Annotated in this window: 17 protein-coding genes; 12 read left to right on the forward strand and 5 right to left on the reverse strand. The window is 71.4% G+C overall.

The genetic code is table 11. The features are described from left to right. Nucleotides 1–174 precede the first annotated feature (174 nt). The 5 genes from ABZ865_RS12125 to ABZ865_RS12145 are packed head-to-tail and all read left to right on the forward strand — an operon-like array spanning nt 175 to nt 7384. A complete protein-coding gene (locus ABZ865_RS12125; protein ID WP_361227843.1) occupies nt 175–1695 on the forward strand; it encodes an aldehyde dehydrogenase family protein in 1521 nt (506 codons plus the stop codon). A 47-nt stretch (nt 1696–1742) separates the two neighbouring features. Continuing rightward, complete coding sequence (locus tag ABZ865_RS12130) at nt 1743–3275, forward strand: GMC oxidoreductase (protein ID WP_361227846.1); 1533 nt, start codon at nt 1743–1745, stop codon at nt 3273–3275. Then, a complete protein-coding gene (locus ABZ865_RS12135) occupies nt 3272–4447 on the forward strand; it encodes a glycine betaine/L-proline ABC transporter ATP-binding protein (protein WP_361227849.1) in 1176 nt (391 codons plus the stop codon). Before ABZ865_RS12130 ends, ABZ865_RS12135 begins: the two co-directional genes overlap by 4 nt. Continuing rightward, nucleotides 4447–6417, forward strand: coding sequence for an ABC transporter permease subunit (locus ABZ865_RS12140; RefSeq protein ID WP_361227852.1), 1971 nt, complete (start codon nt 4447–4449; stop codon nt 6415–6417). Before ABZ865_RS12135 ends, ABZ865_RS12140 begins: the two co-directional genes overlap by 1 nt. Before the next feature lies 1 nt (nt 6418). After that, nucleotides 6419–7384: an ABC transporter substrate-binding protein gene (locus ABZ865_RS12145; RefSeq protein WP_361227855.1), complete on the forward strand. Its 966-nt coding sequence runs from the start codon at nt 6419–6421 to the stop codon at nt 7382–7384. A 193-nt stretch (nt 7385–7577) separates the two neighbouring features. Here the strand turns inward: ABZ865_RS12145 and ABZ865_RS12150 are convergent, their stop codons facing one another. Together ABZ865_RS12150 and ABZ865_RS12155 are read right to left on the reverse strand one after the other, a co-directional pair. Beyond that, complete coding sequence (locus ABZ865_RS12150; RefSeq protein WP_361227858.1) at nt 7578–8303, reverse strand: isocitrate lyase/phosphoenolpyruvate mutase family protein; 726 nt, start codon at nt 8301–8303, stop codon at nt 7578–7580. Then, a complete protein-coding gene (locus tag ABZ865_RS12155) occupies nt 8300–8800 on the reverse strand; it encodes a carboxymuconolactone decarboxylase family protein (protein ID WP_361227861.1) in 501 nt (166 codons plus the stop codon). The genes ABZ865_RS12150 and ABZ865_RS12155 overlap by 4 nt, the downstream gene beginning before the upstream one ends. A gap of 47 nt (nt 8801–8847) precedes the next feature. On the opposite strand from ABZ865_RS12155, the gene ABZ865_RS12160 reads away from it, so the two are divergent. The 3 genes from ABZ865_RS12160 to ABZ865_RS12170 all read left to right on the forward strand — a co-directional run bounded on the left by ABZ865_RS12160 (nt 8848) and on the right by ABZ865_RS12170 (nt 11793). Further along, nucleotides 8848–10248: a PLP-dependent aminotransferase family protein gene (locus tag ABZ865_RS12160; protein WP_361227864.1), complete on the forward strand. Its 1401-nt coding sequence runs from the start codon at nt 8848–8850 to the stop codon at nt 10246–10248. A 280-nt stretch (nt 10249–10528) separates the two neighbouring features. Further along, nucleotides 10529–11077, forward strand: coding sequence for a SigE family RNA polymerase sigma factor (locus tag ABZ865_RS12165; protein WP_361227867.1), 549 nt, complete (start codon nt 10529–10531; stop codon nt 11075–11077). After that, entirely contained in the window at nt 11074–11793 is a 720-nt protein-coding gene (locus ABZ865_RS12170; RefSeq protein ID WP_361227870.1) for a hypothetical protein, read from the forward strand. The genes ABZ865_RS12165 and ABZ865_RS12170 overlap by 4 nt, the downstream gene beginning before the upstream one ends. A gap of 478 nt (nt 11794–12271) precedes the next feature. On the opposite strand, the gene ABZ865_RS12175 is transcribed toward ABZ865_RS12170, so the two are convergent. Then, nucleotides 12272–12733 (reverse strand): MarR family transcriptional regulator, encoded by a 462-nt coding sequence (locus tag ABZ865_RS12175; RefSeq protein ID WP_361227873.1) that lies wholly within the window; start codon nt 12731–12733, stop codon nt 12272–12274. A 104-nt stretch (nt 12734–12837) separates the two neighbouring features. On the opposite strand from ABZ865_RS12175, the gene ABZ865_RS12180 reads away from it, so the two are divergent. Both ABZ865_RS12180 and ABZ865_RS12185 read left to right on the forward strand, forming a co-directional pair. Further along, nucleotides 12838–13785, forward strand: a complete 948-nt coding sequence (locus ABZ865_RS12180) for a zinc-binding alcohol dehydrogenase family protein (RefSeq protein WP_361227876.1) — start codon at nt 12838–12840, stop codon at nt 13783–13785. 63 nt (nt 13786–13848) lie between these two features. After that, on the forward strand, nt 13849–13977 hold the full coding sequence (locus tag ABZ865_RS12185) for a hypothetical protein (protein ID WP_361227879.1): 129 nt from the start codon (nt 13849–13851) through the stop codon (nt 13975–13977). Between the two features lie 137 nt (nt 13978–14114). Here ABZ865_RS12185 and ABZ865_RS12190 read toward each other — a convergent pair whose 3' ends face one another. Further along, entirely contained in the window at nt 14115–14960 is an 846-nt protein-coding gene (locus tag ABZ865_RS12190) for a DMT family transporter (RefSeq protein WP_361229644.1), read from the reverse strand. Between the two features lie 119 nt (nt 14961–15079). Here ABZ865_RS12190 and ABZ865_RS12195 point away from each other — a divergent pair, with 119 nt between their 5' ends. Continuing rightward, nucleotides 15080–15436 (forward strand): hypothetical protein, encoded by a 357-nt coding sequence (locus ABZ865_RS12195; protein WP_361227883.1) that lies wholly within the window; start codon nt 15080–15082, stop codon nt 15434–15436. Between the two features lie 41 nt (nt 15437–15477). Further along, the gene (locus ABZ865_RS12200) at nt 15478–16662 is read left to right on the forward strand and encodes a glutathionylspermidine synthase family protein (protein ID WP_361227885.1); all 1185 of its coding nucleotides are present in this window, start codon (nt 15478–15480) and stop codon (nt 16660–16662) included. Between the two features lie 80 nt (nt 16663–16742). On the opposite strand, the gene ABZ865_RS12205 is transcribed toward ABZ865_RS12200, so the two are convergent. Beyond that, nucleotides 16743–17143: hypothetical protein (locus ABZ865_RS12205; RefSeq protein WP_361227888.1), on the reverse strand; the 401-nt coding region annotated here is incomplete at its 5' end.

A 17143-nucleotide genomic window follows, 5' to 3' on the forward strand; every position in this document is an offset into this window, starting at 1 on the left:
GTTGACACTTACGTCCGTTTCCTTTGCTTTCCTTCCTGAATTTCAGTGACCTGGCGCACCTTCGGCCATCGATTGCGCATGCAATGCGGAAGCCAGGGCATGCGGTCACGGTCCCCGAGCGTGACACCTACGTCACACAGGGGCGTGAAACAGGAACGGAAGGCAATACCGATCATGGCGGACAGAGCGGAACGACAGGCCCGGGCGACCATCCACGCGGGAGGCGAGTGGCTGACGGCGATCTCCGGCGCCACGCGCGACATCCTCGACCCCGCGGACGCCCGGCCGTTCGCCGTGGTCGCCGAGGGGGACGAGAAGGACGCGGAGCGCGCGGTGGAAGCCGCCCGGCAGGCGTTCGACCACGGCCCCTGGCCCGGCACCCCGGTCGCCGAGCGCGCCGCCCTGCTGCGCCGCGTCGCCGGCCTCCTCGTTCGCGACCGCGAGGAACTCGGCCTGCTGGAGAGCCGGGACGCGGGCAAGACCGTCGAGGAGGGCCGTGTCGACATCGACTGTGTCGCCGACGCCTTCCGCTACTTCGCCGACCTGGTCGCCGCCGAGGCGCCCGGCCGGGTCGTCGACGCGGGTTCCCCCGGCATCCACAGCGTCGTCGTCCACGAACCGGTCGGCGTCTGCGCGCTGATCACGCCCTGGAACTACCCCCTCCTCCAGGCCAGTTGGAAGATCGCCCCGGCCCTCGCCGCCGGCAACACCTTCGTGATCAAGCCCAGCGAGATCACCCCGATGACGACCATCGCGCTGATCGACCTGCTGGCCGAGGCCGGCCTGCCCGCGGGGGTGGCCAATCTGGTCACCGGCCCCGGGCACACCGTCGGCGCCCGGCTCGCCGAGCATCCCGACGTCGACCTGGTCTCCTTCACCGGCGGCCTGGTCAGCGGCACCAAGGTCGCCCAGGCCGCCGCGCCGACCGTCAAGAAGGTCGCCCTCGAACTCGGCGGCAAGAACCCCAACGTGGTCTTCGCCGACGCCTGCGCCACCGAGGAGGGCTTCGACACCGCCGTCGACCAGGCGCTCAACGCCGCCTTCATCCACAGCGGCCAGGTCTGCTCGGCCGGCGGCCGCCTGATCGTCGAGGAGTCGGTCAAGGACCGCTTCGTCGCCGAACTCGCCCGCCGGGCCCAGCGGATCAGGCTCGGCCGGGGCACCGAGGACGGCGTCGAGTGCGGCCCGCTCGTCTCCGAGCAGCAGCGGGCCAAGACCGAGGCGTACGTCGCCTCCGCGCTGGCCGAGGGGGCGGTGCTGCGCAGCGGCGGCAAGCGGCCCGAACCCAGCGAAGTCCGCCCGGAATCGGGCTACTTCTACGAGCCGACCGTTCTCGACCGGTGCCACCGCGAGATGAGGGTCGTACGCGAGGAGGTCTTCGGGCCGGTCCTCACCGTCGAGACCTTCCGCACCGAGGACGAGGCGGTGTTCCTCGCCAACGACACCGAGTACGGCCTCGCCGGTGCCGTCTGGACCGCCGACGCCGGCCGGGCCCGGCGCGTCGCCGGACGCCTGCGCCACGGCACCGTCTGGATCAACGACTTCCACCCCTACCTGCCGCAGGCGGAGTGGGGCGGCTTCGGCAAGAGCGGCGTGGGTCGCGAGCTGGGGCCGGCCGGGCTCGCCGAGTACCGCGAGACCAAGCACGTCTACCAGAACCTGGCGCCCGAGCCGGTGCGCTGGTTCGCGGGCTGAGCCCCCGTCCGACCTTCTCTTTCTGTACCTCCTGGAGTAGTACCCCCATGTCCCACACCCCCCACACCTACGACTACGTCGTCATCGGCGGCGGCACGGCGGGCTCCGTCATCGCCTCCCGCCTCACCGAGAACCCCGACGTCACCGTCGCCGTCATCGAGGGCGGCCCCAGCGACGTCGGCCGCGACGACGTGCTGACCCTGCGCCGCTGGATGGGTCTGCTCGGCGGCGACCTCGACTACGACTACCCGACCACCGAACAGCCCCGCGGCAACTCCCACATCCGGCACAGCCGCGCCCGCGTCCTCGGCGGCTGCTCCTCCCACAACACCCTGATCTCCTTCAAGCCGCTCCCCTCCGACTGGGACGAGTGGGAGGCGGCCGGCGCCAAGGGCTGGGGCGCGGTCCCCATGGAGGCCTACTTCGCCCGCCTCCGCAACAACATCGTCTCCGTGGACGAGAAGGACCGGAACGCCATCGCCCGCGACTTCGTGACCGCTGCCCGGTCGGCCCTCGGGGTCCCCCGCGTCGAGGGCTTCAACAAGAAGCCGTTCACCGAGGGCGCCGGCTTCTTCGACCTCGCCTACCACCCGGAGAACAACAAGCGGTCGTCGGCCTCGGTGGCCTACCTGCACCCGGTGATGGACGAACGCCCGAACCTCCGCATCTTCCTGGAGACCTGGGCGTACAAGCTGGAGCTGGACGGCACCCGCGCCGAGGGCGTCCACGTGCGCACCAAGGACGGCGAGGAACTGCTGATCCGCGCCCGCAACGAGGTCGTGCTGTGCGCGGGCGCCGTCGACTCCCCGCGCCTGCTGATGCACTCCGGCATCGGCCCCCGCGAGGACCTGGAGGCGCTCGGCATCCCCGTCGTGCACGACCTGCCGGGCGTCGGCGAGAACCTGCTCGACCACCCCGAGTCGGTCATCGTCTGGGAGACCCACGGACCGATCCCGGAGAACTCCGCGATGGACTCCGACGCGGGCCTGTTCGTGCGCCGCGACCCCGGACACGCGGGCCCGGACCTGATGTTCCACTTCTACCAGATCCCGTTCACCGACAACCCGGAGCGACTGGGCTACCAGCGGCCGGAGTTCGGCGTCTCGATGACCCCCAACATCCCCAAGCCGAAGAGCCGCGGCCGCCTCTACCTGACCAGCGCCGACCCGTCCGTGAAGCCCGCCCTGGACTTCCGCTACTTCACCGACGAGGACGACTACGACGCCCGGACCCTCGTCGACGGCATCCGCATCGCCCGCGAGATCGCCAAGGCCGAGCCGCTCGCCGGCTGGCTCAAGCGCGAGGTCTGCCCCGGCCCGGAGGTCGTCGGCGACGCCGAGCTGAGCGAGTACGCCCGCAAGGTCGCGCACACCGTCTACCACCCCGCCGGCACCTGCAAGATGGGTGCCCCTGACGACGAACTCGCCGTCGTCGACCCCGAGTTGAAGATCCGAGGCCTGGACGGCATTCGCATCGCCGACGCCTCCGTCTTCCCGACCATGACCGCCGTGAACCCGATGATCGGGGTGCTCATGGTCGGGGAGAAGGCCGTCGACCTGATCGGAGGTGATGCGCGATGACGCTCACGGTTCCCACCCGCAAGCCCCCTACCACCACGACCGACGCGCCGGTCTTCTCGGTGTCCGGCCTCTGGAAGGTCTTCGGCCCCAAGGCCGACCGCGTTCCGGCCGACCCGGAACTCAGCGGGCTCGGCCCCGCCGAACTCCGCTCCCGCACCGGCTGCACGGCCGCCGTCCGGGATGTCTCCTTCGACGTGCGCAAGGGCGAGGTCTTCGTCGTCATGGGCCTGTCCGGCTCCGGCAAGTCCACCCTCGTACGCTGCCTGACCCGCCTCATCGAACCGACCGCGGGCACCATCGCCATCGACGGCGAGGATGTCCGCGCCATGGACAAGGCCCGTCTGCGCGAGCTGCGCCGCCACCGCGCCGCGATGGTCTTCCAGCACTTCGGCCTCCTCCCGCACCGCACGGTCCTCGACAACGTCGCCTACGGCCTGGAGATCCAGGGCGTCGCCAAGTCCGAGCGACGCGAGCGGGCCGCCGAGGTCGTCGCCAAGGTCGGCCTGGAAGGCATGGAGAAGCGCCGCCCCGGCCAGCTCTCCGGCGGCCAGCGCCAGCGGGTCGGCCTGGCCCGCGCCCTCGCCGTCGACCCCGAGGTCCTCCTCTTCGACGAGCCCTTCAGCGCCCTCGACCCCCTCATCCGCCGCGACATGCAGGACGAGGTGGCCCGCCTGCACCGCGAAGAGGGCCGCACGATGGTCTTCATCACCCACGACCTCACCGAGGCGCTGAAACTCGGCGACCGCATCGCCCTGATGCGCGACGGCCGCGTGGTCCAGCTGGGCACCCCGGAGGAGATCGTCGGCTCCCCGGCCGACGACTACGTCCGCGAGTTCGTCCGCGACGTCCCCCGCGAACAGGTCATGACCGTCCGCACCGCCATGCGCCCCGCCACCGCGGACGAGGCCGGCAACGGCCCCGCGGTCCAGGCGGAATCCACGGTCGCCGAAGCCATCGAAGCCGTAGCCCGCGCCGGCTCCCCGGCCCGTGTCATGGACGAGGGCAAGTGCGTGGGCGTCGTGGGACACGAGCAACTGTTGGACGTCGTAGCAGGCGTCGAAGCTGCGGGCAGTCGTGCCGCTGGGGCGGCGCCCGTCCCGAAGCAGGCGGCACCCCGCCAGCGCGGGCAAGCGACCCCACCCGGCCCCCGCACCAGTCCGGAGGGCGTCTGATGGCGACGATCACTGCAACCACCCCCCGCACAGCCCTCCCCGGCATCCTCAAGCACCGCGCCACGGCCAAGCTCCTCACCCTGGCCGCGCTCGCCGCGATTCTCGTACCCCTCGCCACCACCCGCTGGGGCGGCGCCGCCTGGCCGCACGCGCTCACCGTCGACCTGTCCAAGCCCCTCGCCACCGCCAGCGACTGGGTGATCGACAACCGGGACAGCCACCCCCTGTTCCTCTACGGCTTCGGCTACCTCAGCAACGCCGTCGTCATCGCCGTACGCGCCGTCTACCTCACCCTCCTCGCCGCCGGCTGGGCGGGCGTCACCGCGTTCGGCGCCCTCGTGGCCTGGCGCGTCGCCGGTGTCCGGCTGGCCGCCGGCACGGCGCTCGCGTTCCTGACCTGCGGCGCCCTCGGCATGTGGGTCCCGACCATGCAGACGCTCGCGCTCATGGTGGTCGCCGTTCTCGCCTCCGTGGCCGTCGGCGCGGTCCTCGGTCTCGCCGCCGGCCTCTCCGACCGCCTGGACCGCGCCCTGCGCCCGGTCCTGGACACCATGCAGGTGCTCCCGGCGTTCGCGTACCTCCTCCCCGTCGTCCTGGTCTTCGGCATCGGCGTCCCCGCGGCCGTTCTCGCCACCGTCGTCTACGCCGCCCCGCCGATGGCCCGCCTCACCGCGCTCGGCCTGCGCGGCGCCGACCCCGAAGTCCTGGAGGCCGTGGAGTCGCTGGGCGCGACCGCCCGCCAGCGGCTGCTGACCGCCCGTATCCCGCTGGCCCGCAAGGAACTCCTGCTCGGCCTCAACCAGACGATCATGATGGCGCTGTCGATGGCGGTCATCGCCTCCGTCATCGGCGCCGGCGGCCTCGGCGACCGCGTCTACCAGGCCCTCGCCTCGGTCGACGTGGGCGCGGCCCTCGCGGCCGGCATCCCGATCGTGCTGCTGGCGGTCGTCCTGGACCGCGTCACCGCCGCCGCGGGAGCCGCGGAAGACGCAGGAGCCGCAGGAGACGGCCGCCCCCGGCCCCGGATCATCGGCCGGCCCTACGCTCTCGTCCTCGCCGTCACCGTCGCCGCGGCCCTGGCCGCCCGCCTCCTCGGCGCCCTCGACTGGCCGGCCTCCTGGACCCTGCACATCGCCGACCCGGTCAACCGCGCCGTCGACTGGATGACCGCCCACCTCTACTCCGGCGTCCCGGTCGTCGGCGGCACCGCCGACTGGGCGGGCCACTTCACCACCTGGGTCCTCGACCCCGTCCGCGACGGGCTGCAGTGGCTGCCCTGGTGGTCGGTGCTGCTGATCGTCGCCGCGCTCGCCTGGCTGATCGGCACCTGGCGCACCGCCCTGACCGCCGTCCTCGCGATGGCCGCGATCGGCGTGCTCGGGGTGTGGGACCCCTCGCTCGACACCCTCTCGCAGGTCCTCGCCGCCGTCGCCGTGACCCTCGTCCTCGGCTTCGCGACCGGCATCGCCGCCGCCCGCAGCGACCGCGTCGAACGCGCCCTGCGCCCGGTCCTGGACGTCTTCCAGACCATGCCGCAGTTCGTGTACCTGATCCCGGTCGTCGCCCTGTTCGGCGTCGGCCGTGCCCCCGCCGTCGCCGCGGCCGTCGTCTACGCCCTCCCGGCCGTCGTGCGGATCACCGCGCAGGGCCTGCGCCAGGTCGACCCGGCCGCGCTGGAGTCCGCGCGCTCGCTCGGCGCGACCGGCCGCCAGCAGCTGTGGCAGGTCCAACTCCCGCTCGCCAAGCGCTCCTTGCTGCTCGCCCTCAACCAGGGCGTGGTCCTGGTGCTGGCCGTCGTCATCATCGGCGGTCTGGTCGGCGGCGGCGCCCTCGGCTACGACGTCGCCTTCGGCCTCGCCCAGGGCGACCTGGCGACCGGCCTGGTCGCCGGCGCGGCCATCGTCTGCCTGGGCCTGATGCTCGACCGGGTGACACAGCCGACGGAACGCCGCGCGAGGAAGGGAGCCTGACATGCGACGTCGTACGACCGTACTCACCACGACCGCCGTGGCGGGCTCGCTCGCGCTGCTGCTGAGCGGCTGCGGTGCCGCCGACATGACCAAACAGGCGTCCCCGTTCGCGGGCGCCCAGGGCGCCAACACGGTGACCCTGTCCGTGCAGTCCTGGGTGGGCGCCCAGTCCAACGTGGCCGTCGCCCAGTACCTCCTGGAGCACGAGCTGGGCTACCGCGTCGACACCGTCCAGGTGGACGAGGTGCCCGCGTGGGACGCGCTCAGCCAGGGCCGGGTCGACGCGATCCTGGAGGACTGGGGCCACCCGGACCAGGAGCAGCGGTACGTCACCGACAAGAAGACCATCGCCCGCGGCGGCGACCTCGGGGTGACCGGGCACATCGGCTGGTTCGTGCCGACGTACCTGGCCGAGCAGCACCCGGACATCACCGACTGGCGGAACCTGAACAAGTACGCCTCCCTCTTCCGCACCCCGGAGAGCGGCGGCAAGGGCCAGCTGATGGACGGCTCCCCGTCCTACGTCACCAACGACAAGGCGCTGGTGGACAACCTGAAGCTGAACTACCAGGTGGTGTTCGCCGGTTCCGAGGCGGCCCAGATCACCCAGATGAAACAGTTCGCCAAGGAGAAGAAGCCCTTCCTGACCTACTGGTACGCGCCCCAGTGGCTGTTCAAGAAGGTCCCCATGACGGAGGTGAAGCTGCCGCCGTACAAGGAGGGCTGCGACGCGGACGCGGCCAAGGTCGCCTGCGCCTACCCGCACACCCCGCTGCAGAAGTACCTCAACGCCGACTTCTCGAAGTCCGGCGGCAAGGCGGCCGCCTTCCTGAAGAAGTTCCGGTGGACCACCGAGGACCAGAACGAGGTCTCCCTGATGATCGCCGATCAGAAGCTCAGCCCGCAGGAGGCCGCGAAGAAGTGGGTGGACGGCCACCGCTCCACGTGGAAGCAGTGGCTGTCCTGAACACCCTTAGGGCCTGTCCGGCGGATCCTGTCGCAGACGCGGGGTCTGGCACGCACATCTGCGGCGTTGTCGTCGGTCGCCGACGCTCCGCGTCGACTCCCTCCTCCGCCTTGCAGCTGCGCGCACCAGACCCCGCTCACCAGTGCTGATAAGGCGCCGTGACTTTCCTGCGACCTGATCCGCCGGACAGGCCCTACCCCCGGAGCCGGTCGGCGATCTCCCGCAGCGCGGCCGTGGCCGCCCGCTGGAGTCCCGGGCCGAACGTGACGCGGGTGGCCCCGAGTTCGCCGAGTTCGGCGGGCGAGGGGCCCTCGTCGTCCAGCCGGGCCGCCATGTTGATCGGCCCCTGGATCCCGGACCGCAGCAGCGGCAGTACCGTCGTCGGCGCGAGAATGGGATACACGCAGTCGGCGCCCGCGGCCACGTACAACGCGGCCCGCTCGATGGCCCGTTCGGGGTCGCCGTCGCCGTGGATGAAGGTGTCGATGCGGGCGTTGACGAACAGCCGGTCGGCGGCGGCCGAGCGGACCTCGGCGAGGAACTCGGCGTGCTCGTGCGCATCCTTGAGGACACCCCCGTCGCCCGAATCCTCAAGGTTGCAGCCCACGGCACCCGCCTCCAGCAGCCGCTCCACCAGCTCCTTCGGCGCGAGCCCGTACCCACCCTCGACGTCCGCTGACACCGGCACGTCCACCGCCCGCGTGATCCGGGCCACCGCGGCGAACATCTCCTCGGCCGGGGTCGCCCCGTCCTCGTACCCGAGGGAGGCGGCGACGCCCGCGCTCGGCGTGGCCAGCGCCGGGAACCCGGCCTCCACGAACACGCGCGCACTGGCCGCATCCCAGGGCCCGGGCAGGACGAGCGGATCACCCTGAGGGCGCTTCAGATGCAGCGCGCGGAACACGTCCGCCTTGCTCACCGGTGCTGCCCCGGCTGGTAGTGGCCCGGGATCATCCGGGTGGTCACGCCGAACCGGTTCCAGGCGTTGATCACCGTGATCGCGGCGATCAGCTGGGCCAGCTCGGTCTCCTCGAAGTGCTTGGCGGCCTTCTCGTACACCTCGTCGGGCACGAAGCCGTCGGTCAGGACGGTGACCGCCTCGGTCAGCTCGATCGCCGCCAGCTCCTTCTCGGTGTAGAAGTGCCGCGACTCCTCCCACGCGCCGAGCTGCACGATCCGCTCCACGCTCTCACCGGCCGCGAGCGCGTCCTTGGTGTGCATGTCGAGGCAGAACGCGCAGTGGTTGATCTGCGAGGCGCGGATCTTCACCAGCTCGTACAGCTTGGGGTCCAGGCCCTGCCGGGCGGCGCCGTCCAGCCGGACCATCGCCTTGTAGACCTCGGGCGCGTGCTGGGCCCAGGCCAGACGGGGGGTGTGTTCGGGGGCGTACTCGACAGTTTCCTGTGCTGTGCTCATGCATCCGACCCTAGGAGCGAGGAAGCCCAGGAGTATGGTCCATTTCCATGGGGAAGGCATGGGCCACTTTCGGAGTCGACCTCCACCTGGAACCGGCGGCGGCCGGGGCCGGCGGGCTGCGCCGGGGCCTGACCGACGCCCTCCGGGACGCGGTCCGCACCGGCCGCCTGGCCCAGGGCACCCGGCTGCCCTCCTCCCGCTCCCTGGCCGCCGACCTCGGCATCGCCCGCAACACCGTCGCCGAGGCCTACGCCGACCTGGTCGCCGAGGGCTGGCTCACCGCCCGCCAGGGCTCCGGCACCCGCGTCGCCGAGCGAGCCGTGACCCCGCCGCCGGCCGCCCCGGCGGCACCCCGGCGCCGCGAACCGGGCCGCCCCGCCCTCAGCCTCGTCCCCGGCACCCCCGACCTCGCCGCGTTCCCGCGCACCGCGTGGCTCAAGGCCGCCCGCCGCGCCCTGGCCACGGCCCCCTTCCAGGCCCTCGACTACGGCGACCCGCGCGGCGCCCGCGAACTGCGCACCGCCCTCGCCGGCTACCTGGCCCGTGCCCGGGGCGTCCGCGCCGACCCCGACTCCATCGTGATCACCGCGGGCTTCTCCCACGCGCTGCAGATCCTCGGCCGGGTGCTGCGGGCGCGCGGGGTGCGCACGGTGGCCGTGGAGTCGTACGGACTCGACGTCCACTGGTCCCTCCTGCGCGACGCGGGCCTGACGACGTCCGCGCTCCCGTTCGACGAACTCGGCACGGACACCAGCGCGTTGGCGGGTGAGGGAGCCGTCCTCCTCACCCCCGCCCACCAGTTCCCGATGGGCGTGCCCCTGCACCCCGACCGGCGCAGCGCCGTGGTCGACTGGGCCCGCCGGACCGGCGCCCTGATCCTGGACGACGACTACGACGGCGAGTTCCGCTACGACCGCCAGCCCGTCGGCGCGCTCCAGGGCCTCGCCCCCGACCGGGTCGTCCACCTCGGCACCGCCAGCAAATCCCTCGCGCCGGGGCTACGGCTGGGCTGGATGGTCCTCCCGCCGTCTCTCCTGGACGAGGTGACCGCGGCGAAGGGCCGCATCGACACCTGCGGCGTACTGGACCAACTGACCCTCGCCGAGTTCATCACCTCCGGCGCCTACGACCGCCACGTCCGCTCCGCCCGCCTCCGCTACCGGCGCCGCCGCGACGCCCTCACCACGGCCGTCGCCGACCACGCCCCCGAGGTCCGCGTCAGCGGCATCGCCGCCGGCCTCCACGCGGTCCTGAGCCTGCCCCCCGGCACCGAACAGTCCATCACCCAAGCCGCGGCCTGGCAGGGCCTGGCCCTCCACGGCCTCTCCTCCTACCGCCACGAGTCCGCCGTCGCCGAACACACGGACGCCCTGGTGGTCGGCTACGGAACACCCCCGGACAGCGCGTGGGCGGGGGCGTTGGAGGCGTTGTGCAGGGTGTTGCCGTAGGTCGTGTCCGGAAAGTCGCGAGGTCGGCAGGCTGTGGAATCACCGCACGCACGCCGTGTCGTCGCAGGTGGTCCCGGTGTGTCACCAGCGCTCGTAGCCGGTGAAGTGCCGCACGCCGGTGCCGTGGCGGAAGACGGGTGGACTGTCGGCCCTGGTACGTGGCGGTCGCGATGAGCCGCGCGCGAGGAGCCCGGCAGAGTCGTAGTCGAGAAAGTCTGACCGGCAGGGCAGTCGAACCCTCTTCCGTACCCGTCTTTACAGGGGAACGAGGGAGGGCACATTGAACGCCGACGAGGAACGCGAGTTCCGCGAGTTCGTGGCGGCGCGGTCGAGATCGCTGCTGCACACGGCCTACTTGCTGACCGGGGACTGGGAGCAGGGCCGGGACCTGCTCCAGGCCGCGCTTGCCTCCACCGCTCGGCGTTGGTCGAAGCTGCGTGACCGGGAGCAGCCGGAGAGCTATGTGCGCCGGGCTCTCTACCACGCCCAGGTGGATCGCTTCAGGCTCCTGAGCTGGGGGCGGGAGACGGTCACGGACACCCTGCCGGACCAGCCGTCCGGGCAGGTCGCCGACTGGGCCGACACCGTGGTTCAGCGGCAGGACATCATGGCCGCGCTGCGGCGGCTGCCCAAGCGCCAGCGTGCGGTGATCGTGCTGCGTTACTTCGAGGACCGGCCGGACAACGAGATCGCCGCGATTCTGGGCGTCGCTCAGGGGACAGTCCGCAGCCAGACCCACAAGGCCCTCGCCTCTCTCCGCACCACCTTGGCCGAGGCAGGGCCGTCGGCCTCCTCCTCCACTGACTCCGGAAGGGGCGTCATCGCATGAACGACTCGACCGAACACCCGCTGCACGAAACGTTGCTGCACGATGCCTTGCACGCCCATGTCCGGGAGAGCGGCGGTGACGCCGCGGGTGCCTATCTGGCCGGCCTGGCCGACGGCGCGTTGCGGGTCGCCCGCCGGCGGCAGCGGCTGGCCCGCGCCGGGTTGGGCGTCGTCGCCGCTGCCGTGGTCGCCACCGCCTGGGTGGTCGTCGCGGACGGCGCGACCCCCCGCGCGCACGTGGTCCAGCCCGCCGCAGGGGGCGGCACCGGGAACACCGGGAAGGCGGCCCTGATCTCCCTCCTGCCGGTCACCTCGTCCATGGAGCACGCCTGCACCCATGGCAGCGGGGGCTACACCGTGCACGCGACCGCGACCTACCCGGCGTTCTGCGTCCACGCCGACCGGGCCAGAGGCATGACCGACGTCCGTGTCACCTCCGCGAAGGCTGAGAAAAGCACCATCGACGGCACCTGGCAGGTCGAGGTGACCCTCAGCCCCGCCGACCGGACCCGTTTCGCCGCCCTCACCAGCTCCATCGCGGCGGCCCCGTCCCCGCGCAACGAATTCGCCATCGTCATCGACGGCAAGCTCTGGGGCAGGCCCTACGTGACCTCCTCGATCACCGGCGGCCGTCTCGAAATCGTTGGGGCCTACGTCGGGGACCTCACCAGCGCCACCGCCCACGACCTCGCCCACCGGCTGGATCCCGGCAGGTGACCCGCATGCCCTGCGACCTGTACTGATTGCCGGTGCAAGTCACGCATCCCCGGACTCCCCCATGTCGCTGGGCGCGACTTCTGGGATACCGACTCCACCCGCGGCGAGTGATGGCAGCGGCGGCGGGCCTGGATGGAGATTCGGGTCGCGGATGAAGCCTGCCCGAGCGCTTGCGGTCGGGCAAGGCAGGCCGTCGGCGTCGAACCGGCCCCGTCAGGTGCCCACCGTGTCCACGTGCATCCGCGTCTGCGCGGCTGTCCGGGCATTGGAGTGCCCCCGGCCGCCAGCACGATGGTTGCCCGCTGCCGGGCCTGATGCGGGGTCTTGTGGCCGTAGGCCATCTTCTTCAGACGGTGGCGCTCGGCGGCGGTCAGCACCACGGGCACGGCAGAACAGGCAGGCATCGCAGGCGGGATGACCGGATCTTCCAGAGCGGGTACGCAGCGATGGGGCTCCCGCGGGTGTGGCGGCCGCGGGCTCAGCTGGCGGGCGGGGCTGTCGCGTGGCGCGTCTGCTGAATCAGCACGGTGGTGGCGCGTTCCAGAAGGTTGCAGAGTGCGGCGTGTTCGGAGGGTGTGAACGCGTCGGTGAGCGCGCGCTCAAGGATGACCACCTCCTGGTAGGCGCGGTCCAGCAGCACCTGGCCCTCATCGGTGAGGGTGGCGATCTGAACCTTGGCGTGCATCGGGGACGTCTCGCGGCGGATGAGTTCCTTGTTTTCCATATTGGTCAGCACGCTGCTCATGCTCTGCTGCGTCACCCCGCAGGAGCGGGCCAGCTGGGCGCCGGACATGCCGCCTTCGCGCGAGAGGATCAACAGCACGGTGTACTGCGTCATGGTCAGCCCGTAGGTACGCAGTACTGCCTCGTGGTGCGCCATCAGCGCCTGCTCCGACCGCCTGATCCGGGTGCAGAGGTCGTTCTCGATCGGGGCTTCCACCGTGCACTCCCCTCCATTGACAGGTTCATGGGTTGACTCAGGAACCTTATATACCTACCGTTCTCGACTATAAGGATACTGAGTCAACGCAGGGGGCTGTAACCATGAAGGCTGTCATCCTCGACACCGATGACCACTACAGGGTCACCGAACTCGATGAGCCCACCCCCGGCCCCGGCCAAGTGGCGATCCGCGTCACCTACGCCGGGATCCAATGGGGCGACACCATGGTCCGGGACGGCCACTTCCCCGTACCGCGCCCCTTCGTCCCGGGGTTCGAGGCATCCGGGCACATCGCCGCAGTCGGCGAGGGCGTCGACGCACGCCGTGTCGGTGAGGCCGTCACCGCGCTGACCACCTCAGGCGCCTACGCCGAGGTGGTGGTGGCACCCGCCACGCTCACGTTGGGCATCGGCAGCATGCCGCTGAGGACAGCCGCAGGTCTCGGGTGGGGCGCACCGACCGCCTACGACCTGATCAACACCGCCGCGCGCGTGCGGCCCGGCGAAAGCGTGCTGATCCACGCCGCCGCCGGCTCAGTCGGCACGCTCGCCGCCCAGTTCGCCCGACTGGCTGGAACAGGCCGGGTCGTCGGTGTGGTCGGCACTGCCGACAGGGCCGACTACGCCGCCCAGTTCGGCTACGACCAGCTCCTGCTCCGCGAGGAATTCCCGGCCAAGCTCGGCGACGAGAAGCCCGACGTCATCCTCGACCCGGTCGGCGGCTCGCCCCGCACCGCCGGCCTCGAGCAGCTCGCAGCACACGGCCGACTGGTGGCATACGGCAACCTCGCCACCTACGAACCCGTCCTCGCCAACGCCAACGACCTCCTCATGCACGGCAAGTCACTCCTGACCTACAACAGCAACCTACTCAGCCAGACCCACCCCGAGCGGCTCGCCGACAGTGCCCGCCGCGCGCTCAGCCTCGTCGCCGACGGCAAGGTCCGCATGGACATCACCACCGAGTACGCCCTCGGGGACCTGGCCACGGCCGTACAGCACCTCGCCGAGGGCACAACCCATGGCAAGAGCATCCTCCGCGTCGCCTGACAACACGCAGAAAGCGCCGACCCGAGGCAGCTCCCGCGATCTCTGGGCGCCGCCGCCGTCCTCGTGGCGGTCGTCGGTGCCGTACTGGAGGCAGGCAAGGCATCGGACGCCGAACTCGCCGCCTTCGTACCGTCGTTACATGCGGCGCTCGACGAATGCGTCGGCATGATGGTGCCGGAGCGCGAGGGCTGACGTGACGCCGTGGGTGCCCAGGGATCGTCCTGGGCATCTTTCGGGCAGTCGGCGATTGGTGGATTTGGGCCAGCCCGATGGCTCCAACGAAGCCTCGCCGGGGTTCGGCGGTGGCCCAGATCCACCCATCGCCCACATCACGACACCGTGGCGGGTTCCCCCGTATCGGAAGTGCTCGGCGCCTCCCCGAACCGCGCCAGCGCCAGCGCTCCCGCCACCGCCACGGCGAAGCCCAGTGCCGCCAGCCAGGTCAGGCCCTCCCGGGTGCGGTCGCCGAGCCAGATCACGCCTACCGCCGCCGGGCCGATCGTCTCGCCGATGACTATGCCGGCCGTGGCCGTCGTCACCGAGCCGCGCTGGAGTGCGGAGGTCAGCAGCATGAAGGCCGCGCCTCCGCCGATGAGGAGGGCGTAGGCCGCCGGGTTGGTGAGCAGGTCGGCCGGGCGGAGGGAGTCGATCAGGCGGACCGACACCTCCACCACCCCGAACCCGAATCCCGCCCCCAGCCCCAGCACCAGCGCCCGCAGCCGTCCGGACAGCCGCCCGCCCAGCAGGGCGAGCACCAGCATGCCGACGGACGTCGCGAGCATCGCCCACTTCAGGGCGTCCGAACCGGCCACGTCCCCCTCGGGACCGGACGCCAGCCCGAGCATGGCGAGGCCGGCGCACACCACCCCGACCGCGGCCCACTCCGTGCCGCTCAGCCGCACCCGCAGCAGCTGCGCCGCGACCACCGCGGTCACCGCCAGACTCGACGCCAGCGCGGCGCCGACCGCGTAGATCGGAATCGAGCGCAGCGCCGCGATCTGGAACAGGAAGCCCAGCCCGTCCAGCGCGAGACCGGCCAGGTACCGCCACTGCCGCAACGCCCGCAGCAGCAACGCGGCCTCACCGCCCCCGCCCGTACCGGCCTCCCGTGTGGCGACCGCCTGCAACACCGTCGCCGTACCGAAGCAGACCGCCGCGGCCAGAGCACACACCATTCCAAAGAGCACGAAGTGACTTTAGGCGGAGGAGCGAACGGCAACCCGCCGTCGCCCCTGTTCTCACCTTTCTCTAGGCTGACGGCCGGAAACAGGCCAACCAACGGGGGAGACACCACATGGCGAACACGCGCAGGCAGCTCCGCTCCACCACGGTCGTCCTCGGCGGCATGGGTCTCCTCGCCGCCGCCCTGACCGCCTGCTCGTCCGACCCGGACAAGCGCTGCGTCGACCGCAACAGCTACAACCTCACCAAGGGCTACAAGGTCGTCTCCGACAAGAACTGCAAGTCGACCAAGTCGGCCAAGGTGTCCGTGAACGGGGCCTGGTACTACGGCGGCAAAAAGAAGGGCTCCTGGGTCGACGGCGGCTCCTTCGTCAAGCCGCGCTCGGGCTCGGGCGGCTCCTCCGGCGGCAGCCACGGCGGCGTCCACCGCGGCGGCTTCGGCGGCGGCCACGGCAGCTCCGGCGGCTGACCGAAGTACCGAATACCGAGAACCGGACCGGAAGCCGTCGCATGGAACGCCGTACCACCACCCCCCGACCCGGCTGGCAGCAGACCGTCGAGGAGCAGGGGCTCGTCTACCCGCTGACCCGCCACCCCGACGGCTCCCTGCGCCCCTACTGGGACGAGAGCGCCTACTACGTCTTCTCCCTGGCGGAGGTCGAGGCGCTGGAGGAGACCGTCGAGGAGCTGCACCGCATGTGCCTGGCGGCCGCCGAGCACATCGTGGCCATCGGCCGCCTCGCCGACCTCGGCATCACCGACCCGCGCGTCGCCGAGGCCGTCACCGAGGCCTGGCACCGCCGCGCCGAACTCCCCTCCGTCTACGGCCGTTTCGACCTCCGCTACGACGGCAGCGGCCCGGCGAAGCTCCTGGAGTACAACGCCGACACCCCGACCTCGCTGGTGGAGGCCGCCTCCCCGCAGTGGTTCTGGATGGAGGAACGCTTCCCCGGCGCCGACCAGTGGAACTCCCTGCACGAACGCCTGGTAGAAGCCTGGCGCAAGCAGGCCGCCCTGCTCCCGCCCGGCAGCACCCTGCACTTCGCGCACTCCTCCGCCGACGAACTCGGCGAGGACCTGATGACGGTCGCCTACCTGAAGGAGACCGCCGAACAGGCCGGCCTCGACACCGACTGGATCTCCATGGAGGAGATCGGCTGGGACACCCTCTCCGGCCGCTTCGTCGACAACCAGCTCCGGTTCATCCGCGGCATCTTCAAGCTGTACCCCTGGGAGTGGCTCACCACCGACGCCTTCGCCGGGCACGTCCTCGACACGCTCGACAACGGCGGCGGCACCGGCTCCACGATGTGGATCGAGCCCGCCTGGAAGATGCTGCTGAGCAACAAGGCCCTGCTCGCGATCCTCTGGGAGCTGTACCCCGGCCACCCCAACCTGCTGCCCGCCTACCTGGACGGTCCGCGCGAGCTGGCCGAGGCGGCCGGTTACGTCGCCAAGCCCCTGCTCGGCCGGGAGGGCGCGGGCGTGACCGTGCACCAGCCGGGCGCCCCCGCCGTCGTACGGGACGAGCCCTGCTGCTACCAGCAGCTCGCCCCGCTGCCCGCCTTCGACGGCAACCACGTCGTTCTCGGCGCCTGGGTCGTCCAGGACGAGTCGGCGGGTCTCGGCATCCGCGAGTCCTCGGGCCTGATCACCGACGAGTACGCCCGCTTCCTGCCGCACGTGATCCTCTAGGACGCCGTTTCTGACACGACCCTGTTCAGCCACACCCTCCACAAGCCCCGAGGTCCACAACCATCGTTGTGGTTGCGGTATCAGTGCGGGGGACCGGCAAAGGGTACGAACGGTTTGCAGTCGTGGTGCCGGATGCCGTCGGTGACCGAGCCGTGGCCGAGTGGGCAACTCGCGATGTAGTTCTGACCGCCGACCGTCAGCAGGGTGATGAACAGCCGCTCGTGGGAGACGAGCAGTGAGGCGTTCGCAATCCGGGCCGACGGGTAGCCGGTGATGTTCGACAGCGCAACCCACCGACTACTGCCACCGTCGCCGCCACCGCGCTGGAGCGGCCGCTCCTGGATCCAGGCCACCCCCTGGGAGTCCGTCTCCACCACAACGGCGGCGGAGCCGACACCCACCGAATCGAGGCTGAGCGCTGGTCCGACGGGGCCGGTTGCCCCGGTCGGGCCGGTGGCACCCGTCAGGCCGTTCACGCCCG

This window comes from Streptomyces sp. NPDC047085 (genome assembly GCF_040643735.1).
In the GTDB taxonomy this organism is placed as follows: domain Bacteria; phylum Actinomycetota; class Actinomycetes; order Streptomycetales; family Streptomycetaceae; genus Streptomyces.

Bases quoted from the DNA above. Each gene is read 5' to 3' on its own strand.
- ABZ865_RS12125 (WP_361227843.1), top strand. From the start codon at position 175: ATGGCGGACAGAGCGGAACGACAGGCCCGGGCGACCATCCACGCGGGA.
- ABZ865_RS12130 (WP_361227846.1), top strand. From the start codon at position 1,743: ATGTCCCACACCCCCCACACCTACGACTACGTCGTCATCGGCGGCGGC.
- ABZ865_RS12135 (WP_361227849.1), top strand. From the start codon at position 3,272: ATGACGCTCACGGTTCCCACCCGCAAGCCCCCTACCACCACGACCGAC.
- ABZ865_RS12140 (WP_361227852.1), top strand. From the start codon at position 4,447: ATGGCGACGATCACTGCAACCACCCCCCGCACAGCCCTCCCCGGCATC.
- ABZ865_RS12145 (WP_361227855.1), top strand. From the start codon at position 6,419: ATGCGACGTCGTACGACCGTACTCACCACGACCGCCGTGGCGGGCTCG.
- ABZ865_RS12155 (WP_361227861.1), bottom strand. From the start codon at position 8,800: ATGAGCACAGCACAGGAAACTGTCGAGTACGCCCCCGAACACACCCCC.
- ABZ865_RS12160 (WP_361227864.1), top strand. From the start codon at position 8,848: ATGGGGAAGGCATGGGCCACTTTCGGAGTCGACCTCCACCTGGAACCG.
- ABZ865_RS12170 (WP_361227870.1), top strand. From the start codon at position 11,074: ATGAACGACTCGACCGAACACCCGCTGCACGAAACGTTGCTGCACGAT.
- ABZ865_RS12180 (WP_361227876.1), top strand. From the start codon at position 12,838: ATGAAGGCTGTCATCCTCGACACCGATGACCACTACAGGGTCACCGAA.
- ABZ865_RS12190 (WP_361229644.1), bottom strand. From the start codon at position 14,960: ATGGTGTGTGCTCTGGCCGCGGCGGTCTGCTTCGGTACGGCGACGGTG.
- ABZ865_RS12195 (WP_361227883.1), top strand. From the start codon at position 15,080: ATGGCGAACACGCGCAGGCAGCTCCGCTCCACCACGGTCGTCCTCGGC.
- ABZ865_RS12200 (WP_361227885.1), top strand. From the start codon at position 15,478: ATGGAACGCCGTACCACCACCCCCCGACCCGGCTGGCAGCAGACCGTC.